The organism is Cryptosporangium aurantiacum (assembly GCF_900143005.1).
Taxonomy (GTDB): Bacteria; Actinomycetota; Actinomycetes; order Mycobacteriales; family Cryptosporangiaceae; genus Cryptosporangium; species Cryptosporangium aurantiacum.
In genome coordinates this window covers 246907-262230 of record NZ_FRCS01000004.1, presented here as the reverse complement: position 1 = coordinate 262230, position 15324 = coordinate 246907, and the positions used below count along the sequence as shown (strand labels likewise).

13 protein-coding genes are annotated in these 15324 nt (G+C 70.8%); 7 read left to right on the top strand and 6 right to left on the bottom strand.

What is annotated here, in order from left to right:
• Nucleotides 1-165 precede the first annotated feature (165 nt).
• On the bottom strand, nucleotides 166-651 hold the full coding sequence (locus BUB75_RS15590; protein WP_425430890.1) for a carboxymuconolactone decarboxylase family protein: 486 nt from the start codon (nucleotides 649-651) through the stop codon (nucleotides 166-168).
• A gap of 322 nt (nucleotides 652-973) precedes the next feature.
• On the opposite strand from BUB75_RS15590, the gene ileS reads away from it, so the two are divergent.
• Both ileS and BUB75_RS15580 read left to right on the top strand, forming a co-directional pair.
• The gene (gene ileS, locus BUB75_RS15585) at nucleotides 974-4099 is read left to right on the top strand and encodes an isoleucine--tRNA ligase (protein ID WP_073257757.1); all 3126 of its coding nucleotides are present in this window, start codon (nucleotides 974-976) and stop codon (nucleotides 4097-4099) included.
• Nucleotides 4100-4142: 43 nt separating this feature from the next.
• Nucleotides 4143-4955 carry a hypothetical protein gene (locus BUB75_RS15580; RefSeq protein WP_143175230.1) on the top strand — a complete coding sequence of 271 codons (813 nt, stop codon included), beginning with the start codon at nucleotides 4143-4145 and terminating at the stop codon, nucleotides 4953-4955.
• Nucleotides 4956-4959: 4 nt separating this feature from the next.
• Here the strand turns inward: BUB75_RS15580 and BUB75_RS15575 are convergent, their stop codons facing one another.
• On the bottom strand, nucleotides 4960-5529 hold the full coding sequence (locus tag BUB75_RS15575) for a helix-turn-helix domain-containing protein (RefSeq protein WP_073257753.1): 570 nt from the start codon (nucleotides 5527-5529) through the stop codon (nucleotides 4960-4962).
• A gap of 67 nt (nucleotides 5530-5596) precedes the next feature.
• On the opposite strand from BUB75_RS15575, the gene BUB75_RS15570 reads away from it, so the two are divergent.
• The gene (locus BUB75_RS15570) at nucleotides 5597-6835 is read left to right on the top strand and encodes a benzoate/H(+) symporter BenE family transporter (protein ID WP_073257751.1); all 1239 of its coding nucleotides are present in this window, start codon (nucleotides 5597-5599) and stop codon (nucleotides 6833-6835) included.
• On the opposite strand, the gene BUB75_RS15565 is transcribed toward BUB75_RS15570, so the two are convergent.
• Together BUB75_RS15565 and BUB75_RS15560 are read right to left on the bottom strand one after the other, a co-directional pair.
• The gene (locus BUB75_RS15565; RefSeq protein WP_073257749.1) at nucleotides 6758-7792 is read right to left on the bottom strand and encodes a hypothetical protein; all 1035 of its coding nucleotides are present in this window, start codon (nucleotides 7790-7792) and stop codon (nucleotides 6758-6760) included. The two genes, BUB75_RS15570 and BUB75_RS15565, sit on opposite strands and share 78 nt — an antisense overlap.
• A gap of 97 nt (nucleotides 7793-7889) precedes the next feature.
• On the bottom strand, nucleotides 7890-8591 hold the full coding sequence (locus BUB75_RS15560) for a TetR family transcriptional regulator (RefSeq protein WP_073257748.1): 702 nt from the start codon (nucleotides 8589-8591) through the stop codon (nucleotides 7890-7892).
• An 85-nt stretch (nucleotides 8592-8676) separates the two neighbouring features.
• On the opposite strand from BUB75_RS15560, the gene BUB75_RS15555 reads away from it, so the two are divergent.
• The 4 genes from BUB75_RS15555 (at nucleotide 8677) to BUB75_RS15540 (ending at nucleotide 12477) form a co-directional block, all read left to right on the top strand.
• Nucleotides 8677-9801 (top strand): ATP-binding cassette domain-containing protein, encoded by a 1125-nt coding sequence (locus tag BUB75_RS15555; RefSeq protein ID WP_073257746.1) that lies wholly within the window; start codon nucleotides 8677-8679, stop codon nucleotides 9799-9801.
• Nucleotides 9692-10426: an ABC transporter permease gene (locus tag BUB75_RS15550; protein WP_084741215.1), complete on the top strand. Its 735-nt coding sequence runs from the start codon at nucleotides 9692-9694 to the stop codon at nucleotides 10424-10426. The genes BUB75_RS15555 and BUB75_RS15550 overlap by 110 nt, the downstream gene beginning before the upstream one ends.
• Nucleotides 10427-10494: 68 nt before the next feature.
• Nucleotides 10495-10953 (top strand): hypothetical protein, encoded by a 459-nt coding sequence (locus tag BUB75_RS15545; RefSeq protein WP_143175228.1) that lies wholly within the window; start codon nucleotides 10495-10497, stop codon nucleotides 10951-10953.
• 159 nt (nucleotides 10954-11112) lie between these two features.
• Complete coding sequence (locus BUB75_RS15540; RefSeq protein WP_218617537.1) at nucleotides 11113-12477, top strand: serine hydrolase; 1365 nt, start codon at nucleotides 11113-11115, stop codon at nucleotides 12475-12477.
• A gap of 122 nt (nucleotides 12478-12599) precedes the next feature.
• Here BUB75_RS15540 and BUB75_RS15535 read toward each other — a convergent pair whose 3' ends face one another.
• Together BUB75_RS15535 and BUB75_RS15530 are read right to left on the bottom strand one after the other, a co-directional pair.
• Nucleotides 12600-14288 carry a DUF885 domain-containing protein gene (locus BUB75_RS15535; protein ID WP_073257738.1) on the bottom strand — a complete coding sequence of 563 codons (1689 nt, stop codon included), beginning with the start codon at nucleotides 14286-14288 and terminating at the stop codon, nucleotides 12600-12602.
• 15 nt (nucleotides 14289-14303) lie between these two features.
• Entirely contained in the window at nucleotides 14304-15323 is a 1020-nt protein-coding gene (locus tag BUB75_RS15530; RefSeq protein ID WP_073257736.1) for a lysophospholipid acyltransferase family protein, read from the bottom strand.
• Between the last annotated feature and the right edge of the window lies 1 nt (nucleotide 15324).

Below are 15324 nucleotides of genomic sequence, written 5' to 3'. Positions count from 1 at the left end.
CGCGGTGACGAAACCTCTCGCGTCCAGGGCTCGCCACACTGCGCGCCTCTACACCCAACCGGCAACCAGGCCGGCGGATTCCGTCGTTCCGTCGCCCACTCTACCGGCACTGACGGCGCCGGGCCCGGTCGCGTGGCCGAGCCCGGCCACGCGACCGCGGATGGATCACACCGTGAGCGGCGGCGGAGTGTGCGTGGTGATCGCGATCCGGTTCCAGAGGTTGATCGTGCCGATGGCCAGGATCAGGTTCGCGAGTTCCTCCTCCGACCACACCGCGGCGGCCTCCTCCCAGACGTCGTCCGGGACGCCGTGCTCGCCGAGGCGGGTCACCGCGTCGGTCAGCGCGAGCGCCGCCCGCTCCCGGCGGGTGAAGAATGGCGCCTCCCGCCACGCGGCCACCGCGAACAGCCGCCGAGTGTCCTCACCGGCCGCGGCGGCGTCCCGCGAGTGCATGTCGACGCAGAACGAGCAGCCGTTCAGCATCGACGCCCGCAGCTTCAGCAGCTCGAACACGACGTGGTCGACCTTGCTCGCGACGTACTTCTCCAGCGCCAGCACCGCCCGGTAGCCCTCCGGCGCGAACTGGTGCACGGCGAGGCGCGGGGTGATCTCGACGCGGTCCGTGGTGTCCGTGGTCTCTGTAGTCATCATCATCTCCCGTTCGTGCGGACTGTCGAACGGAGGACTGGTCAGCCCGATCAGACGTGACGCGGTGTGACACAGGTAACTGGTTCGGTCAATTCCCGGGGCCGCGCTACGCTAGCCGGACAGGCATCGACCCGGCCATCACCGGTGAGCCTCCGGAAGAACGGCTCTCAGGAGCTCAGTAGAACCGGACGGGTAAGGCCCGTCACAGCCTCCAACGAGCGGATCTCTCGGCTGAGGGATCAAGCGAGGTGGTACCGCGGGCGTTCGCGCTCGTCCTCGCACACGTGTGACGACAGAGACCGTGTGCGAAGGGAACGAGCCGACCATGGCGTATCCGCAGAACGACCCGAAGAAGCCGGTTCCGGCTGCCGCGTCGTTCCCCGAGATCGAGCAGCGAGTGCTCGACCACTGGAGCAGCGACGCCACTTTCCAGGCCAGCATCGACACCCGCCCGGCCGGTGAGAACGGCAGCAACGAGTACGTCTTCTACGACGGCCCGCCGTTCGCCAACGGACTGCCGCACTACGGCCACCTGCTCACCGGGTACGTGAAGGACCTGGTTCCGCGCTACCACACGATGCGGGGCAAGCACGTCGAGCGGCGGTTCGGCTGGGACACCCACGGGCTGCCCGCCGAGGTCGAGGCCGAGCGTCAGCTGGGCATCTCCACCAAGGCCGAGGTGCTCGACCTGGGCATCGCGAAGTTCAACGAGGCCTGTCGCACCTCCGTCCTCCGCTACACCAAGGACTGGGAGCGGTACGTCACTCGCCAGGCGCGCTGGGTCGACTTCGAGAACGACTACAAGACGCTCGACCTCGACTACACCGAGAGCGTCCTCTGGGCCTTCAAGACCCTGTTCGACAAGGGGCTGGTCTACGAGGGCTTCAAGGTGCTGCCGTACTGCTGGCGCTGCGAGACGCCGCTGTCGAACACCGAGACCCGGATGGACGACGTCTATCGGGCCCGGCAGGACCCGGCGGTGACCGTCGCGTTCGCGCTGGAGACCGGGGAGAAGCTCTGGGTCTGGACGACGACGCCGTGGACGCTGCCGAGCAACCTGGCGGTCGCGGTGGGGCCGGACATCGATTACGCGGTTCTCGAGAAGGCGGGCGAGAAGGTCATCCTGGGCGCGGCCAGGGTCGGCGCGTACGAGAAGGAGCTGGAGGGCTACGAGCAGGTCGGCACCGTCAAGGGCGCCGATCTGGTCGGACGGAAGTACACCCCGCTCTTCGACTTCCTCACCGGCCGCGACGACGTCGCCAACGCCTGGCAGGTCCTCGCGGGTGACTTCGTCACGACCGAGGACGGCACCGGCGTCGTGCACATGGCGCCGGCGTTCGGCGAGGACGACCAGAACCTCTGCAACGCCAACGGCATCCCGACGATCGTCACGGTCGACGAGCACACGCGCTTCACCGCGCTGGTGCCCGCCTACCAGGGCCTGCAGGTGTTCGAGTCGAACAAGCCGATCTCGCGCGATTTGCGTGACCGGGGTCTCGTCGTCCGGCAGGACTCCTACGAGCACCCGTACCCGCACTGCTGGCGCTGCGACACGCCGCTGGTCTACAAGGCCGTGTCGAGCTGGTTCGTCCAGGTCACGAAGTTCCGTGACCGGATGGTCGAGCTGAACCAGCAGATCACCTGGGTGCCCGGCCACGTCAAGGAGGGCTCGTTCGGCAAGTGGATCGGGAACGCCCGGGACTGGTCGATCAGCCGGAACCGCTTCTGGGGTGCGCCGATCCCGGTCTGGAAGTCCGACGACCCGAACTACCCGCGGGTCGACGTCTATGGCTCGCTGGACGAGATCGAGCGTGACTTCGGTGTGCGCCCGACCGACCTGCACCGGCCGTACGTCGACGAGCTGACCCGCCCGAACCCTGACGACCCGACCGGACGCTCCACGATGCGGCGCGTCCCGGAGGTGCTCGACTGCTGGTTCGAGTCGGGCTCGATGCCGTTCGCCCAGGTGCACTACCCGTTCGAGAACACCGAGTGGTTCGAGAACCACTACCCGGGTGACTTCATCGTCGAGTACATCGGGCAGACCCGCGGCTGGTTCTACACGCTGCACGTGCTGGCCACCGCGCTGTTCGACCGCCCGGCGTTCACGACGTGCGTCTCGCACGGCATCGTGCTGGGCAACGACGGCACGAAGATGAGCAAGTCGCGCCGGAACTACCCGGACGTCTACGAGATGTTCGACGTCTACGGTGCCGACGCGATGCGCTGGTTCCTCATGTCGTCGCCGATCCTGCGCGGTGGGGACCTCGTCGTCACCGAGAGCGGCATCCGGGACAGCGTCCGCCAGGTGCTCAACCCGCTGTGGAACGCGTACTACTTCTTCACGTTGTACGCGAACGCTTCGGGCTACACGGCGTCCCGGCGCACGGACTCGGAGCACGTGCTCGACCGGTACGTGCTGGCGAAGCTGCGTGACCTGGTCGACGAGACGACCGAGGCGATGGATGTCTACGACATCTCCGGCGCCTGCGCGGACGTCCGGAGCTTCCTGGACACGCTGACGAACTGGTACATCCGCCGGTCGCGGGACCGGTTCTGGGCCGGCGACGCGGACGCGTTCGACACGCTCTACACGGTGCTGGAGACCGTGTCCCGGGTGGCGGCGCCGCTGCTGCCGATGCTGGCCGAGGAGGTCTGGCAGGGGCTGACCGGCGGCCGGTCGGTGCACCTCACCGACTGGCCTTCGGCCGACGAGCTGCCTGGGGACGCCGAGCTGGTGGCCGCCATGGACCGGGTGCGCGACGTGGCGTCGTCCGCGCTCTCGCTGCGCAAGGCGAAGAAGCTCCGGGTCCGGCTCCCGTTGGCGTCGCTGACCGTCGCTGTTCCGGACGCCGTGGCGCTGGAGCCGTTCCGCGAGCTGCTCGCCGACGAGGTGAACGTCAAGGAGGTGCGGCTCCAGCCGGACGTCGACATGGCGTGTTCGACCGTGCTGACCGTGGTGCCGCGCGTACTCGGCCCGCGGCTGGGCAAGGACGTGCAGCGGGTGATCAAGGCGGTGAAGGCCGGTGACTGGTCGTCCGCGAGCGGAACCGTCGTCGCCGGCGGCGTCGAGCTGAACGAGGGCGAGTACGACCTCAAACTGGTGCCGGCCGAACCGGACCGGTCGGCGGCGCTGCCCGGCAACGTCGGCGTCGTCGTGCTCGACACCGACCTGACGCCGTCGCTGCAGGCCGAGGGCGTCGCCCGGGACGTCGTCCGCGCGGTCCAGCAGGCCCGCAAGGACGCCGGGCTCGACGTCTCCGACCGGATCACGCTCCGGCTGGAGGCTCCGGACGAGGTCGTCGAGGCGGTGAAGGAGCACCAGGACTTCGTCGCGGCCGAGGTACTGGCCGAGGAGCTCGTTTACGGCCCGCTCGGCGACGTCGACGCGGTGCACGAGGCCGAGGTGGGCGAGCGCGCGGCGATCCGGGTCGGCGTCGCCAAGCTCTGACGGTCGGCTTTCACCACCGTGACCGTTATGTACCATTGGTGACGTGCTGGGGGAATGGCGACTGGGGGTCGGGAAGAGTACCGGGGGAGCGATCCTTCTGGTCTCGGTGGTGCTCGCGGGTGCGCTGGTGTTCACCGGCTGGCAGATCGGTCAGACTCGTAACGAGGGCCCGCTGCTCGTCAACCGCGGGCCGGTGCGGCAGGGTCCGACGGTCTGGCCCACCGCGTCCGAACCCGGCGGTGAGCGGGCCGAGCAGGGCGCGATCGCGCCCGGCCCGCCACCGGAGTCCGTCCAGCCCACCGCGTCCCCCAGCCCGACCCGGCCGCGCCGCCCGGTCCCGGTTCCGACCGGGCGCTGGGCGGGGCCGGCCAGCATCACGGTGACCGGACAGGAGCTGGGCTGCCGCGCGGTCACCAAGACGTTCCGGATGCCGGCGACGCTGCGCATCGAGGCGCCGCTTCCGGGCGACGACAACGCGGTCCGGATCACGCTGGAGACCGACAACCCGGCGGCCGAGGGCTCGTTCCGGCTGGCGTCCAGCGTGGCGTCGACCGGCCCGCGCGGCTCGGTGGGCTACTGGACCCTGTCCGGCGACGGTGCCGGCGGTTTTGTCGGCCGGCTGCGGCGTCCCGCGTCGGCACCGGTGCAGCAGGCGGGCGAGCTGGACAACCTGCTGTTCGCGACCCGGGGCCTGGACGACCAGTGCGGCGCGCTGCTCTCCGCGCCGCTGAGTTATCCGATGGCGTCCGGTTCGGCGTTGCGGCTGACCGGCGCCGGAACCCGGCGCAGCCTCCAGGTGACCGGCCGGACCAGCGACAACACCCGTACGTTCCGGATCGCCTGGGCCTCGCTCTGACGGCTCAGCGCCGCGGTGTCCGGATGAGCAACGCGGCCTCGACGTCGTCCGCGCCGGCCGCGTAGGTGTGCGGTGTGTCCGCGGCCCACCGCAGGTAGCCGCCCGCGCTCGCCCGGAGCGATGCGTCGACCGGGCCCGCCGTCACCTCGCCGCGGAAAACGGTCAGGTGCTCGGTGACGCCGGCCGGGTGTGCCGGGGAGACCTGGGTGGCGCCGGCCCGGACGCGGATCCGGTAGAGCTCGTACGTCGCGTCCGGATCGTCGAAGACCTCGAGCAGCGTCGCTTCGACCGCCGCGCCGTGCACGACGACCGGCGCGTCGGTCTGTGGTTGGCCCGCGGCCTGCGGGCCGAGCAGGGCCGCGAGCGGGACGCCCAGCTGCCCGGTGACCGCGTACAGCGTCTCCAACGTCGGGTTGCGGACGCCGGTCTCCAGGCCGGAGAGCGTCGCCTTGCCGATGCCCGCGCGCCGCGCCAGCGCGGACAGCGAGATGCCACGTTCCTCGCGTAGCGCCCGGATCCGCCGTCCGACGACGGCCGGATCATCGGAGAACGCGCTTGGAGGTTGCTCGGCCATCCGGCTATCGTTCCGCATCGAGCGAGCGTTCCGTTTATGGAACGCCTGCCGTGGCGGAGGAGGCGGGATGCGCGGAGTGCTCCAGCCGGTGCTGGCCGGTGTCGTGACGGCGCTGGTCGGCTTCGCCAGCTCGTTCGCGGTGGTGGTCGCCGGGTTGCGGGCGGTCGGTGCCGACCCGGGTGAGGCCGCGTCCGGTCTGCTCGCGGTCTGCCTGGCGACCGCGGCTGCCGCGCTCTGGCTCGGGTTGCGGTACCGGATGCCGATCACGATCGCCTGGTCGACGCCGGGCGCCGCGCTGCTCGTCTCGACCGGCGCCGTGCCCGGCGGGTTCGCTGCCGCGGTCGGGGCGTTCCTGATCTCCGCCGCGCTGATCGTGGTCGCCGGGATGTTCGCGCCGCTGGCGCGGTGGATCGCCGCGATACCGGCGCCGGTGGCCAGCGCGATGCTCGCCGGGGTGCTGCTCGATCTGTGCCTCTCGCCGGTGCGTGCGGTGGTCGAGACCCCGCTGCTGGCGCTGCCGGTGATCCTCGTGTGGGCGGTGCTCACCCGGTTCGCCCGCGCGTGGGCGGTGCCCGCGGCGCTGGTGGTGGCCGCGATCGGCGTCGGCGTGACGCAGTGGGACGACGGGTTGGACGCGACGCTGCGGCCGGTCGTCGACCTCACCGCGCCGACGTTCGGGGTGAGTGCGGTGGTGAGCATCGCGCTGCCGCTGTTCCTGGTGACGATGGCGGCTCAGAACGTGCCGGGCATGGCGGTGATGGCCAGCTACGGGTACCGGCCGCCGCTGCGTCCCGCGCTCGTCACGACCGGATTGGGCAGTGCGCTCGCGGCGCCGTTCGGCGGCCACGCGATCAACCTCGCGGCGATCAGCGCCGCGCTCGCCGCCGGGCCGGACGCGCATCCGGACCCGGAGCGGCGGTGGATCGCGTCGGTCGCGGCCGGCGCGGGGATGGCCGTGCTCGGGCTCGGAGCCGGGCTGGCGACCGCGCTCGTCGTGCTGGCACCGCCGGTGCTGATCGAGGCGGTGGCCGGGTTGGCGTTGCTGGCGGCGCTCGGGTCGGCGTTGACCGCGGCGCTCACCTCCGCCGACGCCCTGCCCGGCGGACGCGAGGCCGCGGTCGTGACGTTCGTGGTGACGGCGTCGGGCGTGACGCTCGCGGGCATCGGCGCCGCGTTCTGGGGTCTCGTCGCCGGCGGCGCCTTCCTCCTGCTCTTCCGCCGCCGCGCGTTATCGGGCGTAGTGGGGGATGTACTTCGGACCGATGAAGCAGCCGACGGCGCACAGGACGTAGCCGAACGACGCTAGGTACGCCCCGGGCTCGGCGTCGACCGGTGAGTCATCGAACAGCGTCGCCACCGTGGCCAGGTGCAGCAGCGCGAACGCGAACAGGCCGAGCCCGGCGAGGATCCGGTAGGCGAGGCCGCGCAGCTTGAACACGAGGAACACGCTCAGGATCAGCACGGCGAAGATGATCAGCGCACCGATGATCACGATCGCCAGCTTGCCGCCGTCCGTGCCGCTGGACGACGTCGAACCGGAGCTCGTGCTGACCGTGGAGCTCGCGGCCATCAGCGCCAGGACACCGAGCAGCATCATGCCGAGCAGCCCCACCGAGCACAGCGTGTAGATGACGCCGTAGGTGATGCGGAACCCGGCGTTGTCCAGCGTCCCGGCGAACGCGACGAACGCGGCCCACACGAGGACGAACGGCCAGGCCCACTTGACGTACTGCACGCCCCAGTCGTCACCGGCGGCAGACCCGGCTTCCCAGAGGTTGTCCATCAGTTCCCAGAGCGAGAAGCTCTCCGTACCCGAGTCGATCCACGGGAGCGTGGGGCAGACCAGACCCGCGATGAACAGGCCGAGCAGCGGGAAGATGATCGAGAACGACGCCTTCGACCGGCGGACGATCCGCAGGCCGGGCGGCGGCGGCGCACCGATCAAGTGCGGCGGCACCGGCTGGCCGGGGAACGGCCCGGCTGCCCCGTAGGGCGCGGGGCCGTACGCCGGATACGGCGCTGCGGCCGGGTAAGGGGGATACGGGGCGGCAGGTGGGTATCCGCCCGGGTAGCCGGCCGGTGGGTAACCCGGCGGAGCGGACTGCGGTAAGCCGCTCTGCGGCGCGGCGGCGTGGAAGCCCGGTGCCGGGTAGGAGCTGTGGGGCGCCGCGGACGTCGGATCGACGTAACCCGGAGACGCGTACGGATCGCTGGACACCGGCGCCGGGACGGCGGAAGGGCCGTAGTGCTGGCCAGGCTGCATGACTAACTCCCCGTAAGACGAGTCGTCAGCCTATCGACCCAGTCACACAAGTTGACCGGAGTCTCGTGTGATCTGCGGATTCCGCGCTACCCGCCGGTCACGGGCCGGAATCCTGGTCCGCACGCGTGAGGCGGGCGCGCAGGCCGTCGATCATGAGCCCGAGCCCGAACCGGAACACCGCGTCGTCGAGCCCACCAGCACCTTCGGGGGAATCGGCGCTGTCCGGGCCGCGGCCGCCGTTCGCGAGGAGCTCGGCGACCGCGGCGGCGAGCGTGGGGTAACGCTCCGCGTCCTGCATCAGCCGGAACGTCTCGGTCTCGGTGTCGGTGGGCTCGCGTGCCTCTGCGGACTGCCGTTCCAGCACACCGCCGAGCAGATAGTTGCCTGCGGCCAGCGTGAACAGCAGCGCCTCGCCGGGGGGAACCCCGCCGGCGGCCAGTGAGGACAGGGTGGCATCGGAGGCCGGGAGCGCATCCGGCGTCGGGCGGTTGCCGGCGGCGATCAGCGCGCTGTCCCGGTGCGACAGCAGGGTGCGCCGCCCGTCGAGCAACCGCTGTTCGATCCACTCCCACCACGGCTGACCGTCGTCCGGCGCGGTGCCGGAGGTCGACCGCTGTTCCGCGACGAGGTGCGTCGCGACGGCGTCCAGAAGTTCGCGTTTGTTCTTGAAGTGCCAGTACAAGGCCGGTGCCTGCACGCCCAGCTCGGCGGCGAGCTTGCGCAGCGTGAGCGAGTCGAGGCCTCCCTCGTCGATCAGCCGCAGTGCGGTGCGCACCAGCGTCTCCCGATCGAGCGCCATCTCCACCTCCCGGACCCGGTTGACAGCTTAACAATGTTAGAGCCATCCTTAACAGCGTTAAATTTAACAACGTTAAGGAGGTCCGATGGAGACCGCGATACGCGCCGAAGGGCTCACGAAACGATTCGGGACCGTGCAGGCGCTCGACGGCGTCGACCTGGCGATCCCGGCGGGCACGGTGTACGCGCTGCTCGGCCCCAACGGCGCAGGCAAGTCGACGACGATCCGGGTGCTCGCGACGCTGCTGCGGCCCGACGCGGGGCGCGCCACCGTGGCCGGGTTCGACGTCGTCGACCAGGCCGAGGAGGTCCGGCACCGGATCGGGCTCGCCGGCCAGTACGCGGCCGTTGACGAGCTGCTCACCGGGGCGGCGAACCTGCGGTTGGTCGGCCGGCTGTCGCGGCTGACCCGGCGGGAGGCCCGGCGCCGGGCCGACGAGCTGATCGAGCGGTTCGACCTGGTCGCGGTTGCGGACAAGCTGGTGCGCACGTACTCCGGTGGCACCCGCAGGCGGCTCGACCTGGCCGCCAGCCTGCTCGTCGCGCCGGACGTCCTGTTCCTGGACGAGCCGACGACCGGCCTCGACCCGCGCAACCGCGCCGTGATGTGGGACCTGATCCGGGAGCTCGTCGCCGAGGGCACCACCGTGCTGCTGAGTACCCAGTACCTGGAGGAGGCGGACCGTCTGGCCGGGCGGATCGCGGTCATCGACCAGGGGCGGGTCGTCGCCGACGGCACGCCCGCCGAGCTCAAGGCGACGGTGTCCGGCGAGCGGATCGACGTGGTCGTCGTCCACCCGGACGGGATCCCGGTCGCGGTCGACGTGCTGCGGCGCGTCACCGACGCCGAGCCTGCCGTCGAGGAGGACACGCTGCGGATCTCGGCGCCGGCCGCCGGTGTCGGGACGCTGCTCGGGGTGGTTCGCGAGCTGGACGCCACCGGGGTGGCACTGGCCGACGTCGGACTGCGCGAATCCACACTAGATGAGGTGTTCTGCAGCTCACCGGCGGTTCCCGGACCCCGGCGGCGGTGCGATGAGCACGCGGTTGGGTCGGGCCGTCAGCGACACCGGGGTCATCGTCACGCGGCACCTCCTGCACATGACCCGGGTGCCGGAGGAGGCCGCCGCCGGGCTGGTGATGCCGGTCGTGTTCGTGGTGCTGTTCGCGTACGTGTTCGGGAGCGCGGTCGTGCTGCCGGGCGGCGGTAACTACCGGGAATTCCTGATGCCCGGGATCTTCACCCAGTCGATGGCGTTGATGTGCACGGCGATGGCGGTCGCGGTGGCCACCGATCGGACCAGCGGTTTCATCGACCGGCTGCGGTCCCTGCCGATGGCCCGGTCGGCAGCGCTGGGCGGGCACGTGCTGTCGGTGATGCTGCAGGCCGTGCTGGGACTGGTGACGATGGGCCTGCTCGGATATCTGGTCGGCTGGCGGATCCGGACCGACGTCGCGCACGCGGCGGCCGCCTACGGGCTGCTGCTCCTGCTGGCGCTGGCGATGCTCTGGGTCGGCGCGTTCACCGGGCTGGTCGCCCGGTCCGTGACGATCGCCGACCAGGCGACGTTCGCCTGGGCGTTCCCGCTGACGTTTCTGGCGAACACGTTCGTGCCGTCGCAGGGCCTGCCCGGCTGGCTACGGCCGCTGGCCGAGTGGAACCCGGTGGCCTCCACGGTCGCCGCGGTGCGGACGCTGTTCGGCAACCCGGTGCCGCCGCACGGCCACTCGTTCCCGCTCGACCATCCGGTGCTCATGTCGCTGTGCTGGTCACTGGCCCTGCTGGCGGTTTTCGCCCCGCTCGCGGTACGGCGCTTCCAGCAGGCGTCGCGCTGACTGTGCGTCACGCCACGCGCCGGCCACCGCACCAGGGCCACCGGGGACGCGCACGTAGAGTGTTCGCCGTGGCCGTCGACTACGAGTACTTCGTCGCTTCTCCCGACCGGATCGCCGCGCTCGACCTCGGGAAGAGCCCGGTCAGCCAGCTCCCGGCCGAGGAGGTCGCCGAGCTGCCCGGGGTCGATCCGACCGTTGTTCTGCTCGGCCTGGTCGAGGTGCTGAGCACCCGGGAGTACGACGATCTGCTCGCGCAGACGTCCGGCGAACTCGTGCACGACGGCGGCGACGCCGGCCCCTGGGTCACCGCGGTCGACGGTTTTGTCGTCGCCGCGATCCAGGGAGCCGACGGCGATCCGGAACTGGAGTGGGAGGACGCCGTCGAGCAGTGGAATGTCCTGGTCGGCGACGAGTTCGGCGACGGGGACGTCGACCAGGAAGCGCTGCTCGAGACCACCGACGAACTGCGACGCCTCTGCGGCAACGTCCGGGGCGACCGCCGGCTCTACTGCTGGACCCAGCTCTGAATTTCCGTTTCACCCTTAAAGTTGCATTAACGGCGCAACCTTCGTACGGGCTCACCTCACTTACACAGTGGAATCCGCTGTTGAGGAGGAACCATGCGTAGGCAGCACTGGCGACGATGGACCGCCGGAGCACTCGGCATAGCGTTACTGGGAGCTACGGTGACCCACGCGGGTGGCGCCTCGGCGGCGGAGGAGAGTGTCTTCGGACGTTCCCCGGCCGCCGACGCCGCACTCGCCACCGCACTCCGAAAAGCCGTCGATGCCCAGCAGTTCGCGGACGTCCTCGACACCGTGCCACCGTCCACCGCGGCTGCCACGCAGCTCTACCGGACACAGGTCGCTCCCGGGGACGCGGCCAAGATCCCCGCGGCCCCGGCGATCGCCGCCGCGGCCCCGATCCACCAGACGCCGCAGCTCGACGCGACCGTGATCAAGCTCGACCGGTCCGGACGCCCGGTCGCCGCCGCGGACGTCCTGCTCAGCCCCCAGTACCCGAACGGCAAGATCATTCCGCTGGACAAGAACCTGACGACCACGCAGGTGCGGTGGCGCCAGTGGGACGACGCCACCTGGGACAACAACAACGCCCAGGGCACGATCGACATCGTCCCCGGCAGGGAGAGCGCGCCGGTCGACTTCATGTCGCCCTACCCCGCGTCGGTGCTGAAGCTGATGGTCGCGTTCGGCATCCTGCGGATGGTGGACGCCGGCGAACTCAGCCTCGACGACACCTACACGTACACGCCGGTCGGCACGCCCAGCTCGCTCTGCGGGGGAGCGCGTACGGCGACGTCGATCACGCAGCTGTTCGACGAGATGATCACGGTCTCGTCGAACCCGTCGACGTGTGCGCTGATCAAACTGATGCATGAGCGGGGCAAGATCGACGGGCTCAACCAGCAGTTCGTCGACCTCGGGCTGCCGACGCTGCGCCTGGCCGGTACCAACCCGAACACCGGGGGCACCTGGGCGAACGCGGTGACGATGAGCTCGATCGACACCGCGAAGCTGCTGCTGCTGTTCAACGGATCGCCCGGCGTGCTGTGGCGGACGCCGTCCGGAACGCGGGTGACCGCGTCGGTGCTGAGCGCCTCGTCGCGGACGTACGTGCTCGGGAAGCTCGGCGAGCAAGGGCTCAACCAGGTGCTGTCGACCACGAACTACTGCGGACGCGAGTACCCGGCGCAGGGGATCCCGCAGACCACACCGGCTCGCTGGATCAACCCGGCCGACGGCACGGTGACGGTCGGGACGCGCTCCTACGGGCAGGACGTCCGGCCGTGCAACGCCGCCGCGCAGGTGACGTTCGCGCACAAGACCGGGCTCGCCGACACGTCCGGCAACGACGCCGGGATCGTGAAGTCGTTGCCCGGTAAGCCGTTCGAGTCGTACATCGTCTCGGTGCACTCGAACCTCGGCTACCGCTACATCGACCCGGACCGCCCGGCCGACCCCGCGGGCACCTACCCCGTCCAGTACACCGAGAAGCTAGCCCTCCTAGGCGCCGCCATCCACGCCCTGTAGTGCACGGCCCGCCGAGGGGCGAGCCTGACGGCCGCGCGCAACGACTTGAGACGCCAAGGCCAAGGTCGCGGCGTCGTTGCGCGCGGACGCCAGCCTCGTCCTCGGCGGGCTCCACGTTCGAGCTAGCGGGCTGTGCCCGCGATCCAGCGGTCGACCACGTCTCCCAGGACGGCCAGGGGGAGGGAGCCGGCGCCCAGGACCGTGTCGTGGAACGCCTTGAGGTCGAACGCCTCGCCCAGCTCCTTCGACGCCCGCGCGCGGAGCGTCAGCAGTTCCAGGCGGCCGACCATGTAGGACAGTGCCTGGCCCGGGTACGCGATGTAGCGGTCGATCTCGGTCGCGGTCTCCTGGTCCGACAGCGGCGTGTGCGTCCGCATCCAGGTCAGCGCCTCGTCGCGCGACCAACCGAGCGCGTGGAGCCCGGTGTCCACGACGAGCCGCGCCGCCCGCCACGAGTCGGCGCTGAGCATGCCGAGCCGCGCGACGTCGTCCGAATAGAGGCCCATCTCGTCCGCGAGGCGTTCGCAGTACAGGCCCCACCCCTCGGCGTACGCGGTGTCGGCCAGCAGCCGCCGCGCTAGCGGCAGACCGGTCATCTCCTGCGCGATCGAGATCTGGAAGTGGTGGCCGGGCACGGCCTCGTGGAACGCCACGACCTCCGCGGTGTGCCGGAACCGTTCGGTCGGCGCGTAGGTGTTGAGGAAGTACGTGCCCTGCCGGGAGCCGTCGATCGCGCCGGGCAGGTAGTACGCCGGGGGCGAGCCGGGCGCGGCAGCGGCCGGAACCGGCTCGACGACGCACTCGGTCGACGGACGGTGCCCGAACCAGGCGGGTGCCGCCGCCCACGCCCGCGCCACCGCACTCCGCGCCTGCTCGAGCATCTCCTCGGCGGATGCGTAGCGCAGCACCGGGTCGGTGCGCAGCCGGGCGAAGATCTCCGCCTGGTCAGCGGTGCCGAACACCCGGCGGCCGATCTCCGCGTACTCGCTCTCCAGCGCCGCGATGATCTGCAGACCGACCGCGTGCAGCTCTTCCGGCGTGCGGTGGGTCGAGGTGTGCTTGCGGGCCAGCGTCGCGTAGATCTCCGTGCCGCCCGGGAGGTAGTAGGCGCCCGGCTGCTCGTCCGGACGGCCGGCGGGCAGGATCTCGTCCTGCAGCACGGTGCGGTACGCGGTGAGCGCCGGAACGACCGCCTCGGCGAGCAACCGGTCGCGCTCGGCGGTGAACGCCTCCTGGTCAGTGACGCCCGGCCCGCCCGGCACCCGCAGACCGGCCAGGTTCTCGTCGGCCAGCACCCGGTCGAGGTGGCCGATCGCGGCCCGGACCAGCGAGGCGACCGGCGTCCGGCCGGCGGCGAGCCCCTCGCGGTGGCGGTCGGCGACCGCGGCGAGGAAGGCCGGGAAGCGGCCGAGGCGGTCGAGGAATCCGCTCGCCTTCTCTGGCGTGACCAGCGGGACCCGCGGCAGCAGGTCGACCAGCGCCGCGGCCGGGGCGGCGAAGAAGTCGGTGATCGTCCACTCGACCGTGTGCAGCGCGGCCGCGTCCCGCTCGGTGCTCGCCAGGTGGGCGATGAAGTCACGGGTCTGCCGGTCGACCTCCGAGAGCCCGTCCGGATCGAGGGCGAGCGCCCGCTCGGCGAGCTCACCGAACGCCACGCCCAGCCGGGCCTCCTCGTTCGCCGAGGGGTCCGCGAGGCCGTCGTCGTACCCCGGAAGCCCCAGCAGCGACGCACCGAGCGGGTCCGCGGTACAGACCAACGCGAGGAGTTCGTCAGCGAGTGAGGACGCCGTTACGGTGAGATCTGAGGTCACGTGAAAAACCGTACGTCAAGCGGCGGCGCGATGTTCCTCGATCCAATCGTCGATCCGCTCCCACCAGCCGTAGAGCCACTCGACCTGCTGCTCCGGATTCGCTCGCGGCACCTCGGCCGCAGGCACCAACCAGAACCGCATCGTGATCGTCTTGTCCATCGGCAGCTCCCGCCATACGTCGGCGACCGTGAGCATGTGGTCGAGCCCGGTGTGCGCGACCAGCAGCACGTCCGCGTCCGGTGGCGCGGCCCCGAGCGCGGCGACCACGCCGCCCGGCCGGGGAGCCAGAACGTGGATCATCTCCTCGGCGCGTCGCGCGGCGGAGTGCAGACCCTTGCGGCGCAGGCTCTCGATGATCTTCGTGCGGCGGTTCGGGGTGAAGTTGCCGCCCTCCGGGAAGATCACGAACGCGTCGTTCTCGTCCAGGCCGGTCGCGAGCGTCGCGATCTGATCCTCGACGGCGTCGCCGGACGAGCCGGGGTTGGGCGAGATGAACCGGCTCGGCAGCCGGTTGAGCAGGACGTCGACCGCCGGATCCCACTGCAGCGTGTCCTTCAGGACGATCCGCGGCTCGCGTGCGTACTGGTTGATCAGCGCGTTGGTCAGCAGGAACGAGTCGCCGGGGCCGGCGTGCCTGGAGAGCACGATCAGCGGACGCCCCGGATGTGCGTCCGGGTCCGGCCCGTCGGTGCGCACCCGCAGCTTGAGGACGCGACCCGCCTGCCGATAGGCGATGTTCAAAACCCAGGCGACGAGCTGGTAGTGCCGTACCTGAAACTTCGGGCTCCGGACGCGACGCGCGCTGCACCCGGCGGCGAGCCAGAGTCCGAAGAGCTCCAGCAGCACCACGAGTTCCAGGACGCAGTACAGCGTCCCGAGCCAGACGACGCGCAGTAACCTGCGCCGCCCCTTCAGCCCGATCGAGACCAGGCCGACGACGATCAACCAGAGCGGCATCGTCAGCAGCAGCCCGGAAAGGATGCAGACGGCGGCCGGTGCCACGATGACACGGCGGAACCAGCGGGGGATCGGCATG

Bases quoted from the DNA above. Each gene is read 5' to 3' on its own strand.
- BUB75_RS15590 (WP_425430890.1), bottom strand. From the start codon at position 651: ATGATGACTACAGAGACCACGGACACCACGGACCGCGTCGAGATCACC.
- ileS (WP_073257757.1), top strand. From the start codon at position 974: ATGGCGTATCCGCAGAACGACCCGAAGAAGCCGGTTCCGGCTGCCGCG.
- BUB75_RS15575 (WP_073257753.1), bottom strand. From the start codon at position 5,529: ATGGCCGAGCAACCTCCAAGCGCGTTCTCCGATGATCCGGCCGTCGTC.
- BUB75_RS15570 (WP_073257751.1), top strand. From the start codon at position 5,597: ATGCGCGGAGTGCTCCAGCCGGTGCTGGCCGGTGTCGTGACGGCGCTG.
- BUB75_RS15565 (WP_073257749.1), bottom strand. From the start codon at position 7,792: ATGCAGCCTGGCCAGCACTACGGCCCTTCCGCCGTCCCGGCGCCGGTG.
- BUB75_RS15560 (WP_073257748.1), bottom strand. From the start codon at position 8,591: ATGGCGCTCGATCGGGAGACGCTGGTGCGCACCGCACTGCGGCTGATC.
- BUB75_RS15555 (WP_073257746.1), top strand. From the start codon at position 8,677: ATGGAGACCGCGATACGCGCCGAAGGGCTCACGAAACGATTCGGGACC.
- BUB75_RS15550 (WP_084741215.1), top strand. From the start codon at position 9,692: ATGACCCGGGTGCCGGAGGAGGCCGCCGCCGGGCTGGTGATGCCGGTC.
- BUB75_RS15530 (WP_073257736.1), bottom strand. From the start codon at position 15,323: ATGCCGATCCCCCGCTGGTTCCGCCGTGTCATCGTGGCACCGGCCGCC.